This window comes from Stenotrophomonas sp. S39, assembly GCF_016624665.1.
Taxonomy (GTDB): domain Bacteria; phylum Pseudomonadota; class Gammaproteobacteria; order Xanthomonadales; family Xanthomonadaceae; genus Stenotrophomonas.
The window spans coordinates 17,147-34,627 of sequence record NZ_JACVTT010000021.1; the positions used below are offsets into that span (position 1 = coordinate 17,147).

The window sequence follows — 17,481 nt, forward strand, 5'->3', positions numbered from 1 at the left end:
CCCGCCATCTCACCTCGTGCTTACAAAAATCACGGTGAAAAGTACGAGTGCGATGCCGCCAATGAGTGGACTGATCGCAAGCCATCGCTTGCCTTTGGATTGCCACCCGGAAAATCGCCCAAGGTAATGATAGGTGGAATGGGCCAGGAACCCGATCAGTCCAAGCGCCAACGCAATATAGAAAATGTTTCCGAGGGAAATCGTCATGGTATACCCGGATGAAGGCTTGAGATGGACAACGGCAGGCAAAGGCCGCGCTGTCAGGTGCGCAGGAAAAGAAGCGAATAGGTGATTAAACCCCAGCCGGTGATGCTGATGAGGCAGCAGATGCTGCATGCCACGGCAACCTGGAGGGCGGCCTTTCGTCTACCAGCAATGTCTCGCGGGCTGGGGCGTAGAATGGAGTAGTGCGCGCTGCTGCCGAGAAGCGAGTTGCTGGCAAGAAGCTCCGCGGGTGGCGCCACGGGTCGCTTGAAGTGGGCATAGAGCATCTGTGACAAGGGCTCTGGCCAGAAGACCAGCCAGAGCAGTACGCTCGCCAGGTACTGCGGGACCATGAACACATTCCAGTTCATGGCGCGGATGCGTTCAATCATCTCCTTGCCCGCTCCGCCGGCCGAGAGTGGCCCTCGCTCCAGCAGGGATGTCGTCCAGTGCGATGGATCAACCAGGAATGTGGCGGGCATCGCTTCGGGTGCCTCATCCATGTACCGCCGGATCAATTCCCATGACTGCTGGCAAGCCTCCCGGTCTGGAAGGGGGCCGTCGACGGTGAAGCGCAGACGCCATGTCTCAGGGGCTTCCGGATAGATTTCCATCAGGTCGAGAGCCATCATCAAGGGCGCGCCGAACTGGACCATGCCGTACCCGACGCGGGCATAGGGCCTGACGTTGTTCCAGTCCAACAGACATTGCTTGCCATCGACAACGCAGAAAACCTTCCTGCTCCTGCGGAAAAAATACAGGTCGCTCTGTTTGCTGCCAATACTCAGCTTGATGCAGAGAAAGGCGATTGCTGCGAGTGCCGCGGCACCAAGGCCCGCGCATGCTGATGCGAAGGCACGCATTGCCATGCTTTCGGTCGGTTCAAGTGCAACCATCACCCCCATGTAACCCAGGCCAATGGCCATGCACAGCAACGCCAACGCAGCGACCGGCATGATGGATTCCAACCGCGAAGCGCCTGTGCTTTCCGAACAGACCATGGTGTCATCGTCAAGCCGCACAACGTCGCGTACGGAGTAGGCCTGTGAGCTGGCAGCGAAGGGAAGGGGGCCTTCGGTAAAGCGAAGATCTTGTTGGGTGTGCATGGTTCAGGTGCGTGCTCGAAGCCCGGCAGGAGAAGGCATCAGCTGTCTTTTCCGTCAACGAAGAAATTCTCGTAAGCAGCGGCATTTGGCCAATATGAAACCTCGATTGACGGTATGCCCGAGATCATCCGGGTCGCCGGGGTGATCAGGTTCATTCCAAGAACGTTCTTCACCGCTTCGAACCACGACTGATCGCCCATGGTGATGGTAAATGTGGCTCCTTCACCCTTGGCGCTGCCGGTGCCTGCGAAATCATCATTGTCATCGCCACCGGCAATTTTCAATGGCCAGCTTGCTTCGGTAGTCGTGCCGTTGCTGTTCTCGTACACATACCAACGAATGATGCGATCTTTCATCTTGAGCTTGATGTCGATCTTGCTGGCCATGCCCCAGACGGGAACTTCAATTTCGAACTTCAGCAGCGAGTCCCAATAGCTGGGCGTATCCACCTTGATCGCATAGAGTTCACGCAGCAGCGCATGCAGCTGCTCCTTGGAGTCCTTGAACGCTGCGCCCCACTTGCCTCGATTCTTGCCAAGGAAGCTGCGGTCGGCCCATTTTTCAAGGGGAATGGTCGTCAGGTACTTGGAGTAAAGATCTGCTGAGATCGAAACGGCAAACAGAACGCCGCTTGCTACGCCAAGCCACAGCGCCACGGGGGGCGCTTCAGCGGTCACCACCGCGCCGGCGCGTGCCGCGCCGGATGCCGTCGCTGCGCCAGCAGCAAGTTCACCGGCAACGCCTACCGCTGCCTGGCGCGCAATGAGGCGCGTGGCCGCGTAGCCTGTCCAGGCCGCGCCCGCGGACGTGCCGCCGGAGACGCCCCTGAACACCGCTGCCGCCGTATCCCCCTTGTTCCACAACAGGGAAGCGTCGTAGAACTGGAATATCCCGTCGATGGTTCCTGCGATCGCGCCAAGGCGCGCAGCTTTCAACGTCAGTTCGAAATAACGGGCACTCTTGCCGCCGGCGTTGGAGAGCAGGTTGGCCACGGCGCGGGTCTCTGTCACGGTCGCCCACAGCCCCAATGCTGCGACACTGGCCTCGCCGATGTCCTTGGAAATTCGTGAGAAGTTGGGCCCGCTGGCAGCTGCCGAAGTCAGGTCGACGCCGAGATTGTTGATGCTTGATATCAGCGAGAACGCCTGGACCGCGCCGATACCCATGTTCATTCCAACCAGCGCCTTGAGCTTTCCTGCACTGTCCGGGGAGCTGGCCACATGAGTGGTGGTGCTCGGCGGCAGCTCGCTGGGTTGAACGGCAAACGCTGATGTCGCCGCCTGCAGGGCCGGCGGTATGGGTTGCCCTGGCTTCCAGGTGCCCACAATCAGATGCACGACGGCACGACGATCATTCGTGCCCTTCGGTGTCAGGTTGATCTTCCGTGGATTGGTCGCGTATGCATTCCTCAGCTGCCGGAGATAGCCGGTGCTGTCGGTCTCGAGGGCTGCTTCGATCACGGCTATACCGGAATGCTGCAGGGTCAGCAGCTGGATCCTGCGCATCGTGCGGCGGAACGCCTTTGGATGCGCCTTGCTGAGGCGACCTGATCGCGCCATCAAGGTAGCGGCCAGCGCCTCCCAATTCCTTGCGTTGGCTGCCGCAGCCTGGGTCTTGGCCTCTTTGATCTGTCCCAGTAGTTCCAACTGGCCCTTCACATCGTCGAACTTCTTCTTTCCATCAAGAATGGTCTTGTCGATGGCCGGGTTGGACAGAAGTCCCAGCAAGCCGCTGTCAGCGGCCGCCGCACCCCTCCAGAAAAGATCATTCGACTTTTCCGGCTCTGAATTCAGCGCGTCCAGCAGGACTTCGTTGAACTCTGTTTCGGTCTGGCCGCAGTTGGTGTACAGGTCAGTCGCGATGCTGGAAAGGCGCGCGCCGTTCTGTTCCACTTCCACATCGAACAGCCGCCAATGCGGTTTCGACTTTATCTGCTGCATCCACTGGCAGTAGTCTGCGGAGAACACCTTGTAATTGGCCGTGGCTTCGGCGCAGGCGATGTACTTCTGCAGATAGCTTTCGAAATCACCCTGATTGATGTCATCTTCTATTCGCGACCAGGCTTCACTGGAGCCATTCCTGATGTTCTCCAGCAGGGCGGCGGCATCCATTTTATTGCGGTCGGTCGGCGTGTACGAATCGTCCTCGCCCATTATGTCCGTATAAGCGCGGGACTTTGCATAGTTCAACTGCGTTGTGATGCCGATGTCATCCTGCAGCGGCAGCAGGATGCCAGTGGTCTTGCCACTTGCATCAAATGCCTGATTCATGCGGACCATCTCCGCATAGATGGTCTTGGACGAGACGCTCTTGGGCCGGGTGTAGGCCTCCCGGTTTACCGTATCGGTCTGGGGCCTTTCCTGGAAGCCCAGGACGACATTCTCGATGTCCTGATCGCTGATCTTGTGGGTTCCGCTTCCTATGTTGCCGGCGCTGGACAGATCGATTGCTTTCAAGAAGCTGGACAGAAGATCACCGTTGCCCGCGACGTCCGCGCGCACACGTGCTGTCCAGAAGGCATCGGAGAAGCCGATATGTACTTTCCCGCTCTTCGCTGCCTTTGTGTCGATGGTCAGCAGGAATGTTCCGGTTCCGGTACCAAACCGTTTGCAGGCAACATCACCCTTGCCCATCGGTCGAGGGGTATCAAGATTCACACGCAGCAGACGGCCATCAGCCTGGGATGCGTAGATTTCCCAGTGCTTTCCATCCGGGTAGTAAACGTAGAGGAATCCCTGGCGGAGCCGGCGCAGGACATACTGTGAGCATTCCAGGGATCCACCGGCTTCGGCCTTGTTGAGAGGCCGTGCACGCAGGTAGTCACCCTCGTAGAACTGGTGCGCCAGCAAGTGGCTGACGTATGTCTTGTTCTCGCGGATGGACGCCGGATAGTTCTGGGGCGGTACTACCGCCCACAACGCCACCAGCATCGCCAGACCCTGCTTGTCACAGCTGGGGCACGATTCGTCCTTGCGCGCCGACTGGCTTCCTTGTGCGTGTGCCAGAGCCGCATTGAGCTGGCTGGCGCGATCAGGTGCAACGGCTACGTCGTTCATGCAGGCAGCCTTCCTTGGAATGGCATGAGTCGAGGGGGAAAGCTCATAGTAGAGGGATGATGGAATTTGATCCAGTTGGCCCACTGATGCAGCACCGGTAGCATAAATGGCGCGGTAAAACTGTGAATTGGGGATTTTGTGATGCTCATCGCATATTTACTGATGGTGGCCGCGCCACTGCCACGAAAGACGGAATGCCGCAGTGTGCTTGGCTTCTGCAGATTACGTTGGGGCACAGAAGGTCATGAAAATTCCATGTATCGTGTAAACGAGCGGTGGGCTTCGGTGGTCAGTGGCCGAAAGTGAAGACGCGCCTGTAAGTAGGCCGACAGACCCTGTCGCGACTTTTGGCCCAGGCGAGGGGCGCCTCGACGTCATTGTGAGTACGGACTGTTAGCCGTCGACCAGATCCGTAGGTGCGTGGACGCTCGCTGACGCCACGTTGCATGGGGGAATCTCGCTCGCATCCGCGCTGTGCGCCAACCGGCGGCGATGATCTGCACTAGATTGTGGGAAAGGCACTGGATCGCAGTATGCAGAGGATCACCATGGAGCAGGTAGACCATCGATGGGCAGTGATTGCAGGATTTTTGGGCCTGCGTTCGCCGTTGGCGAATGATGCGAAGGCTGCGGCAGGTCCATCTGGCCTCAGGCTGATCAGCGCTGCTCTCTGGACGCATGATGCAAGGTGACTCAACGGCCTCTTCTTCGGTGCTCAAGTTGCCTGACAGAAGTTGCCAGGCATCTCCTCGAGCCTTCACGCATGGCGGTGTCCTCGACGTCTATGAGCATGGAGTCTCATTTGTCGATCAGATGAGTGCCATGAGGGGGTATGCCAGCAGCTGTGGTTGGGTGGGTGTATTTACGGTGGGGTTTGGACTGTATCTCTCGCTCTTTGTCTTCGGATTCAGCTGGATGACAGTCAACGAGATCATTCTTCTTCTAATAGTGCTGTCCCTTATACAGAGCGACTGGGTGGGCTACCGTGCCGAGCCAGTTCTGTTTGACCGCCGCGGAAGGAAGGTCCATGTATTCAAATCACTTGGGCTCCCTTGGTGGCAGTGGTGCTGGAACATTTTTGCCCGGCCCCGTTGTGAGGTGCAGACCTATGACTGGGATTGCGTCAGAGCAGAGGTGGTCAGCCGTACCATCTTTACCGGCCAGGTGGCCCGCCGCGAAGCGAGCTTGGTCCTCACAATTGCAGATCGCCCCGGCAGCACGCTTGAGATCCAGCGTGTTGGCGTTGGGCCAGGTTTTGGCTATGGCAATACCTCCGGTCCAGTGGAACGGTGGGAGTACATTCGGCGAATGATGGAAGGCGTCGGACCGGTCTGGACGGCGGGCGAGCCTCGGTATCAGGACTTCGCCGTCAATCTGGGCGAGGCGTTGACGATTGCGCAGCCGCTCATCGGCCCGGGTTCACATCAATACTGGAAGAAGGGGCCAGCGATGTGGTTGCTGGGGACGATCAGCCTGATCGCGCTGCCGCTCAGCGCCTACATTGGTTTGAATCGCTACATCAGCTACCGCTTGCAGCGGAATCCCCGTTGGCCGATCGAGGTTCTGAACTCGGTGGGGGCAGGCCCTTTCACTGACGCTGCTCTCAGGGAGCGACTCAGCCTGTGGAAGCCCGCCAAGGCTGGTAAAAGGCGTCGCAGATAGGCTTTGTTCTCATTCCCAACTCATTGTTCATTCGACAGATCGGCAGTGGCACTGAAAGTCTCAGCACTCCGAGGGCGCGCTTCCGTTGCCCCATCCTTGTTGCGCGGGAGGCGGTTAACATGCACGCCAGGACAGTCGTCAAGGATGGAGCGATGTACACCGGATGGATGCGTGAGTTTCCCGTAGGAAAGCCGCTCTCTCCAGAGGAGAGCCGCGCTCGTTTCGATGTCCATACAGCCCAGGCCGCAGCGCCCGACGAACGCGCGTCACTCATCCGCTTCAACTCAACCTGCATCGATCTGATCGACCGGCGCTTCAGGCTGCGTGGCATGGTGTCGACCACCGTGGTCCTGCTGGGCACCTTGGGTTTGTTCCTGCTCGGCTTCTTCCTTCTCTTCACGCTGGTGATCCCCCATCTTGAGGGCGACGCCTGGGATTGGGTGATGTACGCGATGGTGGCCGTGTGCGTGATCGGCGCGCCGGCCTTGTTCTGGCACACGACACTCAAGTACGAGTTCTTTACGTACGTCTGGTATCCGACCCGATTCAATCGTCGCAACCGGATGGTCTATTTCTTCACCGGCGGCAAGGAAGGGGCCGTGGCAGTGCCTTGGGATGAGGCGGTGTTCTATATCGGACGAGGCACCAGCCAGGCGTTCCTGCGCGATCTCCGGTGCAGCCTCATCGATGAGCGCGTGGTTCAGCGCACCTTTGCCGTGGGCCATTACTTCGATGACGAGCAGACGATCAGGGGACTGTGGGAATTCGTCAGGCGCTACATGCAGCAAGGGCCGGCGGACGTGGTCGACACGATCGAGGGCCGGCAGATGAACCTTTCGGTCAATCCTTCCCTGCGCAACTGCTACCTGTTCGTGGTCGCCAGCCTTGGCCCAGCCATGCTGGGCGCCCGGTTCGTGCTGATGCCGTTGCTGCTGCCCCTGGTGCTGTGCCGCTGGCTGGTCCTGCGGTCCTGTCGCATGCCGGAATGGCCGCAATGGGTGGAGGATGCCTGCAAGGTCGATCCGAATGACCCGCTGAGACTGGCCGAGCCTGAGGTCATGGCGCAATCGCAGGCGGGTCGTCAGTCCATCTGACCGGGAGAGCCGAGCACGGCTCGACTCTACGGTCTTGGCTTACATCGCCGGGCAGGCCGGATCTTTCCCGCTCACCGCCGCGCAGATGCGGCGGCGGCAGTCCACGCCCTTCAGCGAGGTCGGGCTGGGGCAGCTGCGAAGCTGTGCCTGGATGCTCGACTCGGTCGATGCGGACTTCTTGCTGGCCACGCGCTCGAATGCGGCACGCTCGTCCTCGGTGCGCTTGCGCTGATCGGCTTCAATCTGCGCAATCAGCTCGTCCATGCTCTGCGGCTGGGCATTGGCCTTCGCCTTGGCCTTCGCTTTGTCCTTGTCTTCTTCCTTGATGATGCCAAGCAGGGTGCCGAGCAGGTTCTCATCGCCCTGGCCCTTGCTGCCGGGCTGGGTTCCTGCGCGAGCGCTGCGCGCGGCCTGCGACGTGCCACGTGCGCCACCGGCCGGTGCCGCTGCAGCCGATGCAGCTTCCGGTGCAGTGGTCGCCGCATCGGTCTGTGCAGCTGCGGCATTCTCCAATGGCGCACCCGTGGCGGCGCCATCGCTGCCTGCAGGTGCATCAACAATCGTCGCGGCTCCGTCATGCGGGGCGCCGGCAGGTACGTCGGGATGACCGGTAGGCCCGGTCGGCTGCGCAGGATCCGGGGTCAGCGAGTACTCGCCGGAATCGCTGTAGCCGCCGCTGCCGGACAAGCCCCAGGCTGCCAGGCCGGCGATGGCGACGATCGCCACGGCGACCCCCAGCCACAGGCCGATGCGGCGGTTCCCGCCGGACGGTGTGCGCGCGGCACGCGTGGACGTGGTGGTCTGTCGACCTTCCATGTCTGCGAGAATTCGGCCCGATGTCGGTGCCTGGCCCTTTGCCTGCGCTCCCCCTGAGAGCAGACTTGGCCGATTGATTCCGCCATTATTCAAGTGCATCCAGCCCTTGGTGTGAGTCGGCAGCTGCCGAAGCGAATTTCCGCATTCTTAGTGAAAGCGGATGGGGCGTCAACCAGAGCGCATGTCAGGGAGGACCGGTGGTACCAATCGTGGTTATGGCCATTGCCGTTGTAATGCTGGTGGCCGGCGTGTGCTGGGTTTTGCTGTTCCCCGAAAGCGTCGAGTCGCTGCGCGCGGTGCTGGGTGCGACGCTGGGCCGTTTCCGCCGCAAGGCGGGCCGCGTCGGGGGCCGGGTCGGTGATGGTGTGACGCGGGTGCGCAGTGGGGTTCGTGAAGAAGCGGGCGCCGCGCACAGCGCGATTCGTCGCCATTGGCCAATCATGGCGATTGCGGCAGCGGCGCTGCTGATTCCTCCAACTGTGATATTGGTCACACGAAAGACGGTGGTGCTGGAGGATTTTCGGGGCGATGATTTCGCAGAGTCGGGTTCGATGGTCGCGCAGCTGTTGCGCGGGGAGCGCCTGGCGCCGCCACCGCCACCGCCACCGGAGGTTTTCACCACGGCAGAAGTGCGGCGGCTGCGGCCGGAAATCGTCACGGCCGACCGCAAGTGGGACCAGATCGATCCCGACCTGCAGCAGCGTGTGCTGGCCATCTACGAAGTCATGCGGCGCCAATATGGCTATGAGATGGTGCTGATTGAGGGCTATCGCAGCCCGCAGCGGCAGGCCGAGTTGATGGCGGGCGGCAAGGCGACGCGGGCAGGGGCCTGGCAGAGCTGCCATCAGTACGGGCTGGGCGTGGACAGCGCTCCCATGCGTGATGGCAAGCTGCAGTGGGATATGAACGACGCTTGGACCAAGCGCGGGTACTTCCTCTACGGCGAGCTTGCCGAGCAGGCCGGGCTGGACTGGGGGGGCAACTGGCGCAGCATCAAGGATTACGTTCACGTGGAAATGACAGGGCGCTGCCGGGCCGCACGCGCCGCCAAGCGCGAGGAGCTTTCACGCCAAGGGTGATAACGCTTCTGTGATACTGGTATCGTTGCGGGGATGATCCAGGTCGCCGCGTCCGTGGCGATGGAAGGCTGGATTACATGGAATCAAGGAGTGTGATGGATGGCACGACCGTTTATCGTCGTCGGTGACAAGCTCAGCCACGGCGGCAGCGTGGTCGCTGGCACCGGCCAGACCGACATCAATGGGAAGGCCGTGGCGCGTGTGGGTGACCGCGCTGCGTGTGCCATGCACGGTTCAACGACCATCGTCAGCGGCGATGCCACTGTCATCATCGACGGACAACCGGTAGCGCGCGACGGCGACCGCACGGCGTGTGGGGCGACGCTGGTCGCTTCGCAGGCCGTGACGGGCCTGCGCTGAGCGGCGGTTGAGGGAGCATCGCATGGAGCACGGCAACTGATGGCAGGATGGCTGGGCAGGGCGGCGTCGGTGGTGATGGTCTTCATCGCCACCTGGGGCGCGACGATCCTCTATTGGCGCAACAGCGGCACGGTGCCTACGGGCATGCAGATGCTGGCCTACCTCGGGCTGCTGCCGGTGGGCCTGAGCGGTGCAGGCTTCATGGTGCGCGGTGCGCTGCGGCGTGGTGTCGACAGTGCGCTTGAAGCGCCGGCCGCCACGGATGCGACGACCCCGCAGGGTGATGCAGTGAAGGAGCCCGGCGTAGCGGTGCCGGCGTCGGTGGCTCTGCTGGCCGGCAGCCTGAAGCTGGGCATCGACCTGGAACCGCAGGCACTGCTGGAGGTGGCCGCCGCGCCCCCCCGGCCGTCGCTGGACGGGCGTTTTCGCGACAACCACAACCTGCCTGTGCGGATGAGCGCAGCGCCCGACCTGGACGAGCTGGAAGTGCTGCAGGTGCGGCAGGATGGCATCGACACGGCTGCCCACGAGCGCCGCGCGATGACCCTGCTGCAGCCGGTGCTGGAGCAGCTGCTGGAAGCAGTCTACGCAGCGCTGCCGGAGATCGTCGCATCCGAGGAAGTGGTGGTGGCCGGCCTGCGCCGCCGCGACGAACAGCGCGTGGAGAACGTGCTGACGATCGAACTGCTGGTGCCGGGCCGCTGGTCCGATGCGCTGCGGCCGTGGGTGCAGGAGTGGCTGCTTGGGCAGGCGCGCAAGGCCGGTATCGACGCGCGGCGGTTCGATGTGCGCGTCACGACGCTGGACGCGGCGCGCGAGGTCTGGCCGCACGCGCAGCGGGTGATCGATGCCCTTTCTGCGTCCCCCGTGCCGCGTTGGCACCTTCTGCTGGCGGCGTCGTCATGCATCGATCCCGATATCGTCTCCTCGTGGCAGTCTGCGGGTGTACTCGCTACGGCGCAGAATCCCGACGGCCGCGTACCCGGCGAGGGTGCAGCCGGCGTTCTGCTGGCGACCCTGGCCCAGGGGCGTGAGGGCGATGGGCGCCTGTGGCGGCCGCAGCTGGTGCGCGCCGAGCAGATCGAAGGGCAGCGCCCGGCGGAACAGCGCCGCCAGCTTGCCGCCCTGGCGACGCAGTGGCAGTCCGGTCTCAGCGCGGGCCGCGCACCGGTGCAGTTCGTGCTGCATGATGCCGACCACCGTGGCGATCTGATGGTGGATGCGGCAGCGATCACTGCTTCGCTGTCGCCCGACCTGGATTTCAGCCCGCAGAGCCTGGCCGTGGCGGTCAGTGCCGGTGAGCTTGGCCCCGCCCTGCCGCTGGCGCAGTTGGCGCTGGCCCATGCACAGCTTCAACGCAATGCCGAGCCCGTGCTGCTGCTGGGCGTGGCCGACAACCAGCAGCGCCTGTTCGGCGCGGTTGATCCTCTTTCTTCCCCCATGCCTGCGGCCGATGCGTCGCTGGCTTCCTGACCCCTGGACCCCTGCATGAGTTTGAGCAATTTCAGCTACTACCTGCGTGACTACCGCCTCTGGCTGGTGGTCGGCCTGGTTGGTGCCGCGGCGCTGGCGCACTACGGCGAGGCCGAAGCCCGGCAGATCGGGATCTGGGTGGCGATCGTGCTGGCAGGCCTGCTGGTGCTGGCGCTGCTGGTGTGGATCATCAAGCGGATCCTGGCCCGCCGCGCTGCCAAGCGCGTGGAGGCGATGGTCAAGGACGAGGCGGACAAGGCGGTGGCCGGTGCGCAACCCGCGCAGCGTGCCGACACCGAGGCCCTGCGCACGCGCATGATGGACGCGGTCAAGCAGATCAAGTCCTCGCGGATGGGCGTGCTGAAGGGGAGCGCGGCGCTGTACGAGCTGCCCTGGTACGTGATCATCGGCAACCCGGCGGCGGGCAAGAGCACGGCGATCCTCAATTCCGGCCTGCAGTTCCCGTTCGAGGACAACCGCGGCAACGTGGTGCAGGGCATCGGTGGCACGCGCAACTGCGACTGGTACTTCACCACCAACGGCATCGTGCTGGATACCGCCGGCCGTTACTCGGTCAGCGTTGAAGACCGCATGGAGTGGCTGACCTTCCTGGGCCTGCTGAAGAAGAACCGCCCGCGCGCGCCCATCAACGGCGTAATCATCGCCGCCAGCCTGGCCGAGCTGTCCGGCAGCAAGCCGGAGTTCGCCATCGAACTGGCCAAGAACCTGCGCCAGCGCGTGCAGGAAATCACCGAGCGGCTGGAAGTGTTCGCGCCGGTGTATGTGCTGTTCACCAAGGCCGACCTGGTGGCCGGCTTCAGCGAGTTCTTCCATAACCTGGATCCGGCCGAGCGCGAGCATGTGTGGGGCGCGACGCTGCCCTTCGACGTGCAGCAGCAGGGCGACGCGCTGAATGCGTTCGACAGCCATTTCGATGAGCTGGCCGAAGGCATCAAGGAAATGAGCCTGACCCACATGGCGATGCAGCGCGGCCGCGACGTCTCGCCGGGCCTGCTGTCGCTGCCGTTGGAGTTCGTGGGCATCAAGCCGGCGCTGCGCACCTTCATCGCCACCCTGTTCGAAGACAACCCCTACCAGTTCAAGCCGGTGTTCCGTGGCTTCTACTTCTCCAGCGCGCTGCAGGAGGGCCGTTCGGTGCACCATGCATCCGAGCGCGTCGGCCGCCAGTTCGCGCTGCAGCGCGGCTCGAACGTGGACGAAGCACCTACCGGGCACACCGCGTTCTTCCTCAAGGATCTGTTCCGCAAGGTCATCTTTGCCGACAAGGAACTGGTCCGGCAGTATTCGAGCCCACACCAGAACCGCCTGCGCTATGGCGTGTTCCTCGGTGCCGTGGGCGTGCTGGCGCTGGCGCTGGGCCTGTGGACCTGGTCCTACACCACCAATGCGCAGCTGGTGGCCAACGCCACCAAGGATCTGGACCAGGCCGTGCGCGTGCAGAAGGACCGCATGGACCTGAAGTCACGCATCGATGCGCTGCTGCTGCTGCAGGACCGCATGGAGCAGCTGGACCGCTACGGCAAGGAGGGTGGCATCACCACCCACCTGGGCCTGTACCAGGGCACGGCGATCCGCGAAAAGCTGCTGCGTGAATACAACCACGGCATGCAGCAGGTGATGCTGGCGCCGACCGTCTCCAACCTGGAGAACTACCTGGGCCAGGTGGTCGCCGAGCGCGACAAGCTGGGGCAGGGCACGGGTGCCGCCGCCGACAGCGAGGTGCTGTACCAGAACGCATCGCCGACCAGCACCAACGACGCCTACAACGCGCTCAAGACCTACCTGATGCTGGGTAACCCGAAGTATGTGGAAGGCGCCCACCTGTCGCAGCAGTTGACCCTGTTCTGGCGCACCTGGCTGGAAGCCAACCGTGGGCAGATGAGCCGCGAAGAGATGGTGCGTGCTGCCGAGAAGCTGATGACCTTCTACGTGGCGCAGTCGGGCAAGCCCAGCTGGCCGCAGGTGCAGAACAAGGTCACGCTGGTGTCCGATACCCGCCAGGCGCTGGGCCAGGTGATGAAGGGCCAGCCGGCGATGGAGCGCGTGTATGCGCAGATCAAGGCGCGCGCCGGTGCCCGTTTCGGCACCACCACCGTCGACAACCTGATTGGCGTGGAGCGCAACGGCCGCCTGATCAATGGCAGCTACGCCATCTCCGGCGCGTTCTCCCGCAAGGCATGGGAAGACTATGTGCAGGACGCGATCAAGGAAGCGGCCAACACGCAGCTGAGCACCACCGACTGGGTGCTGGGTACCACCGAGCAGAGCGATCTTTCGCTGGCGGGAAGCCCGGAGCATGTGTCACGCGAGCTGGTCAACCTGTACAAGAACGACTACGCACGCGAGTGGAGCAAGTTCGTGCAGGGCCTCAGCGTGGCTGAATTCAGCACCTTCGACGAGGCCGTGGCGCGCGTCAACAAGCTGGGTGATGCGACCAATTCGCCGCTGCGCATCCTGCTGGAGCGCATCAACGAGGAGACGGTGTGGGACAACCCGGCGGCACTGGCGCGTTCGACGAAGGCGCGCAAGGGCTTCGTGGCGTGGTTCCAGCGCACCGTGCTGCGCAAGGATCCGGCCGCGACGGCCGCAGCGCAGCCGGTCGGCCCGATCGGCAAGGCGTTCGAGGGCATCGCGCGGCTGACCAGCGAGCGCGGTGACCAGCCGGCCATCATGACCGCCTACTTCGAAACGCTGGCCAAGCTGCGCGCCCGCCTCAATGCCATCAAGAGCCAGGGCGAGATCGGCGTGGGCACCCGCAAGCTGATGCAGGACACCTTCAGCAACGAAGGGTCCGAGTTGAGCGTGGGCCTGGCCCTGGTCGACGAGCAGGTGCTGACCGGCCTGGACGAGAAGCAGCGCGCCGCCCTGCGGCCGCTGTTGCTGCGCCCGCTCACCCAGACCTTCAGCGCGCTCATCACGCCGACCGAGGATGAGGTGAACAAGACCTGGAAGGCCCAGGTGTACGACCCGTTCAAGGCGCGCATCGGCCAGCAGTATCCGTTCAACCTGAACTCCGACGTCGATGCCGCTCCGAGCGACGTGGCCGCAGTGTTCGGCGCCAGTGGCAGCATCGCGGCGTTCAACAAGGAAGCCCTGGGTTCGCTGGTGATCCAGCGCGGGCCGCTGCTGGAGACCCGGCGCTGGGCAGGGCAGGGCGTGAACCTGTCGGCCGACCTGGTCGCCAACTACGGCAACTGGGTCAGCGGCGCGGCAGCGGGCGCGGCGCAGGACACCACGGTGTTCGAGATCCTGCCGGCGCCGGCAGCCGGTGCGCTGGAGTACACCATCGAGATCGATGGCCAGGTGCTGCGCTATCGCAATACGCCGCCGCAGTGGACGACCATGCAGTATCCGAACGTCGGCCAGGTGCCGGGCGTGAAGATCACCGCGGTGACTGGCGATGGCAGGACGGTGGAAGTGTTCAGCGCGCCGGGTTCGAACGGCGTCAACCGCTTGATGGGCGCTGGCCAGGTCGAGCGTCTGGATGATTCCAGCCGCATTACCTGGACGGGCAATGGCGTGTCGGTGCCGGTGGAGATGCGCATCGTGCGTCGTGCCGGTGAAGCCGCCGAGGGTGGTGGCGACTGGCAGCGCGGACTGCAGCTGCCCGAACGCGTCGCCGGTGGCGAACCCGCTGCACAGGCGGCCCCCACTGCGGCACCGGCAGCGACGCCGACGCCGGCTCCGGCCGCAGGAGGCGCGCAATGAGCCGGGTGGTCAGTGCAGGCGTGTCCTATTTCGGCAAGGTGCCCTCGCGCGGAGATTTCGTCCGCGCGGCCGACAACCACCAACTGCTCGGCTGGCTCGACCGCTGGGCCGGGGAAAGCCTGGAGCTGCTGAGCCAGAGCCCGGACTGGAAGCAGCGCTACGACGAAGCGCCCGAGATACACTATGCCTTCCTCGGCTCGCGCAGCAAGATGGTGCTGTGCGGCCACTTCCTGCCCAGCCGCGACGCGTCCGAGCGACGCTTCCCGCTGTTGTCGGCACTGCGCCTGGACGCGCCGGAACCGCTGCCCTTCATTGGCCGCAGCCCGCTGGCGATGTCCAACGCCTGGTCGGGCCTGGCCCGCCTTGCACGCCAGGCCTGCCAGGACAGCGATGCCGCGCAGGCGCTGGCGCAGCTGGCTGATGCGCGTTTCAGCATCAGCACCGATCCCAGTGACTACAACGGCAGCTTCCAGGATTTCCTGGAAAGCACCACGGTCGCCGACCTCGAACAGCGGCTGCGCGATTCCGGCCACGGTGACGTGGCACTGCGGCAGGTGCTGCCGGCATTGGGGCTGCTGCTGCAGCCGGTGTTGAGCGGGGGCGACGTCAACATCGACAAGGCGCTGGTGTTCCCGCTGGTGCGCGACCCGGCCTATCGCCCGCTGGTGGCGGCCTTCTGGCTCGACCTGCTGTCCAGCTTCGTCGCCCGCGGCGACTTTGAACTGGCCGTGCTGATCCGCAACGACGCCGCGCCCAGCATGATCGTCGGCTTCAACGGCGCCGATCGCCAGGTGCTGCGCGCGGTGCTGGACCCGGCAGAGGCCGGCGATTTCCTGATCCGCACCCAGCATTCGGAATGGGTCGACGACTACATGCGTGGCGACTACAACCTCAATCGCTTTGGCAGCTTCCTTGACCGTGACGACCTGGCCCTGGCCACCGCACGCAAGCTGTTCGGCGAGACTTTCCTGGGAACCTGATGATGCGCGTGTGCAATCCTCTCCACTTCATGCTGCCGCTTCTGCTGGCGGCTGCACCGTTGGCCGCGCAGAACACCGCCGCGGGCGCGCCTGCGGCAACCGAGCGGCCGGTGGTCATCGAAGGTGTGGTGCCTGACCAGGCAACCAAGGCCAAGCTGTTGAACAACCTGCGTGCGGTGTACGGCGCCGACCGCGTGGTCGACCGGATCCAGGTGGAGACGATCGCGACCCCGCCGAACTGGGGCGACTACGTCTCGGGCATGATCAACCCGGGCCTGAAGCGTGTCTCGCCCGGCAAGCTGGAAGTCAATGGGCAGTCGGTGCGCATCACTGGCGAGGTCGGCAACGAGGCGCTGCGCCAGCAGGTCGCCAGCGACCTCAGCCTGGCCAGCAATACCAGCTACACGGTGACGAATGCCCTGAAGGTGGGTTCCCAGCAGAACGTGCTGGACCAGACGCTGGCCAACCGCATCATCGAGTTCCAGAGTGGCAGTGCCCGCCTGACCCCGTTCGGCATGGGCATCCTGGACGAAATGGTGGCCAAGATGGCGCAGATGCCGGACAGCCGGTTCCTCATCATCGGCCACACCGACAACGTGGGCCAGCGCGAATCGAACCTGGCACTGAGCCACGGGCGCGCGCTTGCGGTGAAGAACTACATGATGGCCAAGGGCATCCCGGGCAGCCACATGGACGTGCTGGGCAAGGGACCGGACGAGCCGGTGGCCGACAACACCAGCAACGACGGCCGTGCCCGCAACCGTCGTATCGAATTCAAGATCCAGTAAACACAGAACGATCGGGTATCACCCGATCCTTCCGTTGCGGCGGTGCCCGGAGTAGAGGTCAATCCTCCGGGTTCACATCCAGCATCTCTTCCATCTGCTCCAGCGTGCTGTGGTCCTTGATGACCCGCTTGAGCCAGACGTGCAGCGGCATTTCGCCCCAGCGTGCGGCTTTTTCGGCCAGATAGGCGACCGGGCTGTGCGGTTCGGTCCGGCGGAAGAACTCGGCCACCTGCCGCAGCTGCTGCAGCGCCTCCTTGCGTGAGGCCGGAGCGCCGGCCGGGCCGCGGCTCGGTGCGACGGGAGCCGTGTCGAAGGACGGGCCATCATCGGCAAATGCGGTCTCGCTGAACGCGTCGTCTGCCGGCAGCGTTTCGCCATCGAGCAGGACGCCGGCCTCGCGCGCGAAGCGCAGTACGGTGCGCTGCAGGTGCTCCAGCTGTTCGCGGACGGCGCTGAAGCTGGGGCCATCCAGCCCGAGCCGGTTGTCGACGGCGGCCTGCAGCTCGGCCAGGGCCTGGCTGCAGTCCGGCAGGTCATCGGCCATCTGCCGATAGAAACTGTGCTGGGTATCGCGGCGCGCCGCATTGAGGATGTCCAGCCCCGGGCGACCGTCCTCGTCCTCGCCACTGTTGGCGCGGGCGTGGGCGTGTTCAAAATCGGCCAGGCTGAAGCGGCCCTGCGGTGCCGCAATGATCGGGACGGCGCGCAGCCACTGCAGGGAATTGGTCAGCAGCCAGCTCAGGTTGCCGATGCGTTCTTCGAAATCGCCGTCCGGCGCCTGCGGGTGCACGTCATCCCAGAAGCGGTCGCAAAGGCCGGCAGTGACCCGGTAGCCGGCCGCCAGGCCCTGGAAGCCTTCCAGCTGGGTGGCTGACTCGCTCAGCCAGCCTGCCAGCCGCAGGTCCTTGGTTCGCGTCTGCAGCAGGTCGCTGGCGTCGCGCAGGACGCTGCTCCAGTCGGCGTATTTGATGTCGGTCTGCCACGCGCCCTGATCCAGGGTCGGGTCGTCGGCACGACGGTTTTCGATGATCCGGTCAAACTCGGCGGAGAACGACAGGTCTTCACCGGTCGGGGCGTTGTCAGAAATCGGGGCCAGCAGGGCTTCCTGATCCAGCATGGCAGGTCTCGTTGAGG

General features: G+C 63.8%; 13 protein-coding genes. 8 read left to right on the forward strand and 5 right to left on the reverse strand.

Annotated features, from left to right (window positions below; genetic code table 11):
* Positions 1-9 precede the first annotated feature (9 nt).
* From IAE41_RS07800 to IAE41_RS07810, 3 genes are read right to left on the reverse strand one after another with little or no spacing between them, the layout of a single operon-like run.
* Entirely contained in the window at positions 10-207 is a 198-nt protein-coding gene (locus IAE41_RS07800; RefSeq protein WP_200732675.1) for a hypothetical protein, read from the reverse strand.
* Between the two features lie 53 nt (positions 208-260).
* Positions 261-1,310, reverse strand: coding sequence for a hypothetical protein (locus tag IAE41_RS07805; RefSeq protein ID WP_200732676.1), 1,050 nt, complete (start codon positions 1,308-1,310; stop codon positions 261-263).
* A 38-nt stretch (positions 1,311-1,348) separates the two neighbouring features.
* Positions 1,349-4,366 carry a toxin VasX gene (locus tag IAE41_RS07810; protein WP_200732677.1) on the reverse strand — a complete coding sequence of 1,006 codons (3,018 nt, stop codon included), beginning with the start codon at positions 4,364-4,366 and terminating at the stop codon, positions 1,349-1,351.
* A gap of 681 nt (positions 4,367-5,047) precedes the next feature.
* Between IAE41_RS07810 and IAE41_RS07815 the strand changes: the two genes are divergently transcribed.
* Both IAE41_RS07815 and IAE41_RS07820 read left to right on the forward strand, forming a co-directional pair.
* Positions 5,048-6,028, forward strand: a complete 981-nt coding sequence (locus IAE41_RS07815; protein ID WP_200732678.1) for a DUF6708 domain-containing protein — start codon at positions 5,048-5,050, stop codon at positions 6,026-6,028.
* Positions 6,029-6,180: 152 nt separating this feature from the next.
* The gene (locus IAE41_RS07820) at positions 6,181-7,122 is read left to right on the forward strand and encodes a DUF6708 domain-containing protein (protein WP_200732679.1); all 942 of its coding nucleotides are present in this window, start codon (positions 6,181-6,183) and stop codon (positions 7,120-7,122) included.
* 39 nt (positions 7,123-7,161) lie between these two features.
* Here the strand turns inward: IAE41_RS07820 and IAE41_RS07825 are convergent, their stop codons facing one another.
* Entirely contained in the window at positions 7,162-7,938 is a 777-nt protein-coding gene (locus IAE41_RS07825; RefSeq protein WP_200732680.1) for a hypothetical protein, read from the reverse strand.
* Between the two features lie 215 nt (positions 7,939-8,153).
* Between IAE41_RS07825 and IAE41_RS07830 the strand changes: the two genes are divergently transcribed.
* From IAE41_RS07830 to IAE41_RS07855, 6 genes are all read left to right on the forward strand, one after another.
* Complete coding sequence (locus IAE41_RS07830) at positions 8,154-9,017, forward strand: M15 family metallopeptidase (RefSeq protein WP_079222203.1); 864 nt, start codon at positions 8,154-8,156, stop codon at positions 9,015-9,017.
* A gap of 99 nt (positions 9,018-9,116) precedes the next feature.
* Positions 9,117-9,377, forward strand: coding sequence for a PAAR domain-containing protein (locus tag IAE41_RS07835; RefSeq protein WP_079222202.1), 261 nt, complete (start codon positions 9,117-9,119; stop codon positions 9,375-9,377).
* A gap of 39 nt (positions 9,378-9,416) precedes the next feature.
* Complete coding sequence (locus IAE41_RS07840) at positions 9,417-10,850, forward strand: hypothetical protein (RefSeq protein ID WP_200732681.1); 1,434 nt, start codon at positions 9,417-9,419, stop codon at positions 10,848-10,850.
* A gap of 15 nt (positions 10,851-10,865) precedes the next feature.
* A complete protein-coding gene (tssM, locus tag IAE41_RS07845) occupies positions 10,866-14,579 on the forward strand; it encodes a type VI secretion system membrane subunit TssM (RefSeq protein WP_200732682.1) in 3,714 nt (1,237 codons plus the stop codon).
* Entirely contained in the window at positions 14,576-15,559 is a 984-nt protein-coding gene (gene tagF, locus IAE41_RS07850) for a type VI secretion system-associated protein TagF (RefSeq protein ID WP_079222199.1), read from the forward strand. The genes tssM and tagF overlap by 4 nt, the downstream gene beginning before the upstream one ends.
* Positions 15,560-15,561: 2 nt before the next feature.
* Positions 15,562-16,347 carry an OmpA family protein gene (locus IAE41_RS07855; RefSeq protein WP_234458371.1) on the forward strand — a complete coding sequence of 262 codons (786 nt, stop codon included), beginning with the start codon at positions 15,562-15,564 and terminating at the stop codon, positions 16,345-16,347.
* Positions 16,348-16,405: 58 nt separating this feature from the next.
* Here IAE41_RS07855 and tssA read toward each other — a convergent pair whose 3' ends face one another.
* On the reverse strand, positions 16,406-17,464 hold the full coding sequence (gene tssA, locus IAE41_RS07860) for a type VI secretion system protein TssA (RefSeq protein WP_200732683.1): 1,059 nt from the start codon (positions 17,462-17,464) through the stop codon (positions 16,406-16,408).
* Positions 17,465-17,481 lie beyond the last annotated feature (17 nt).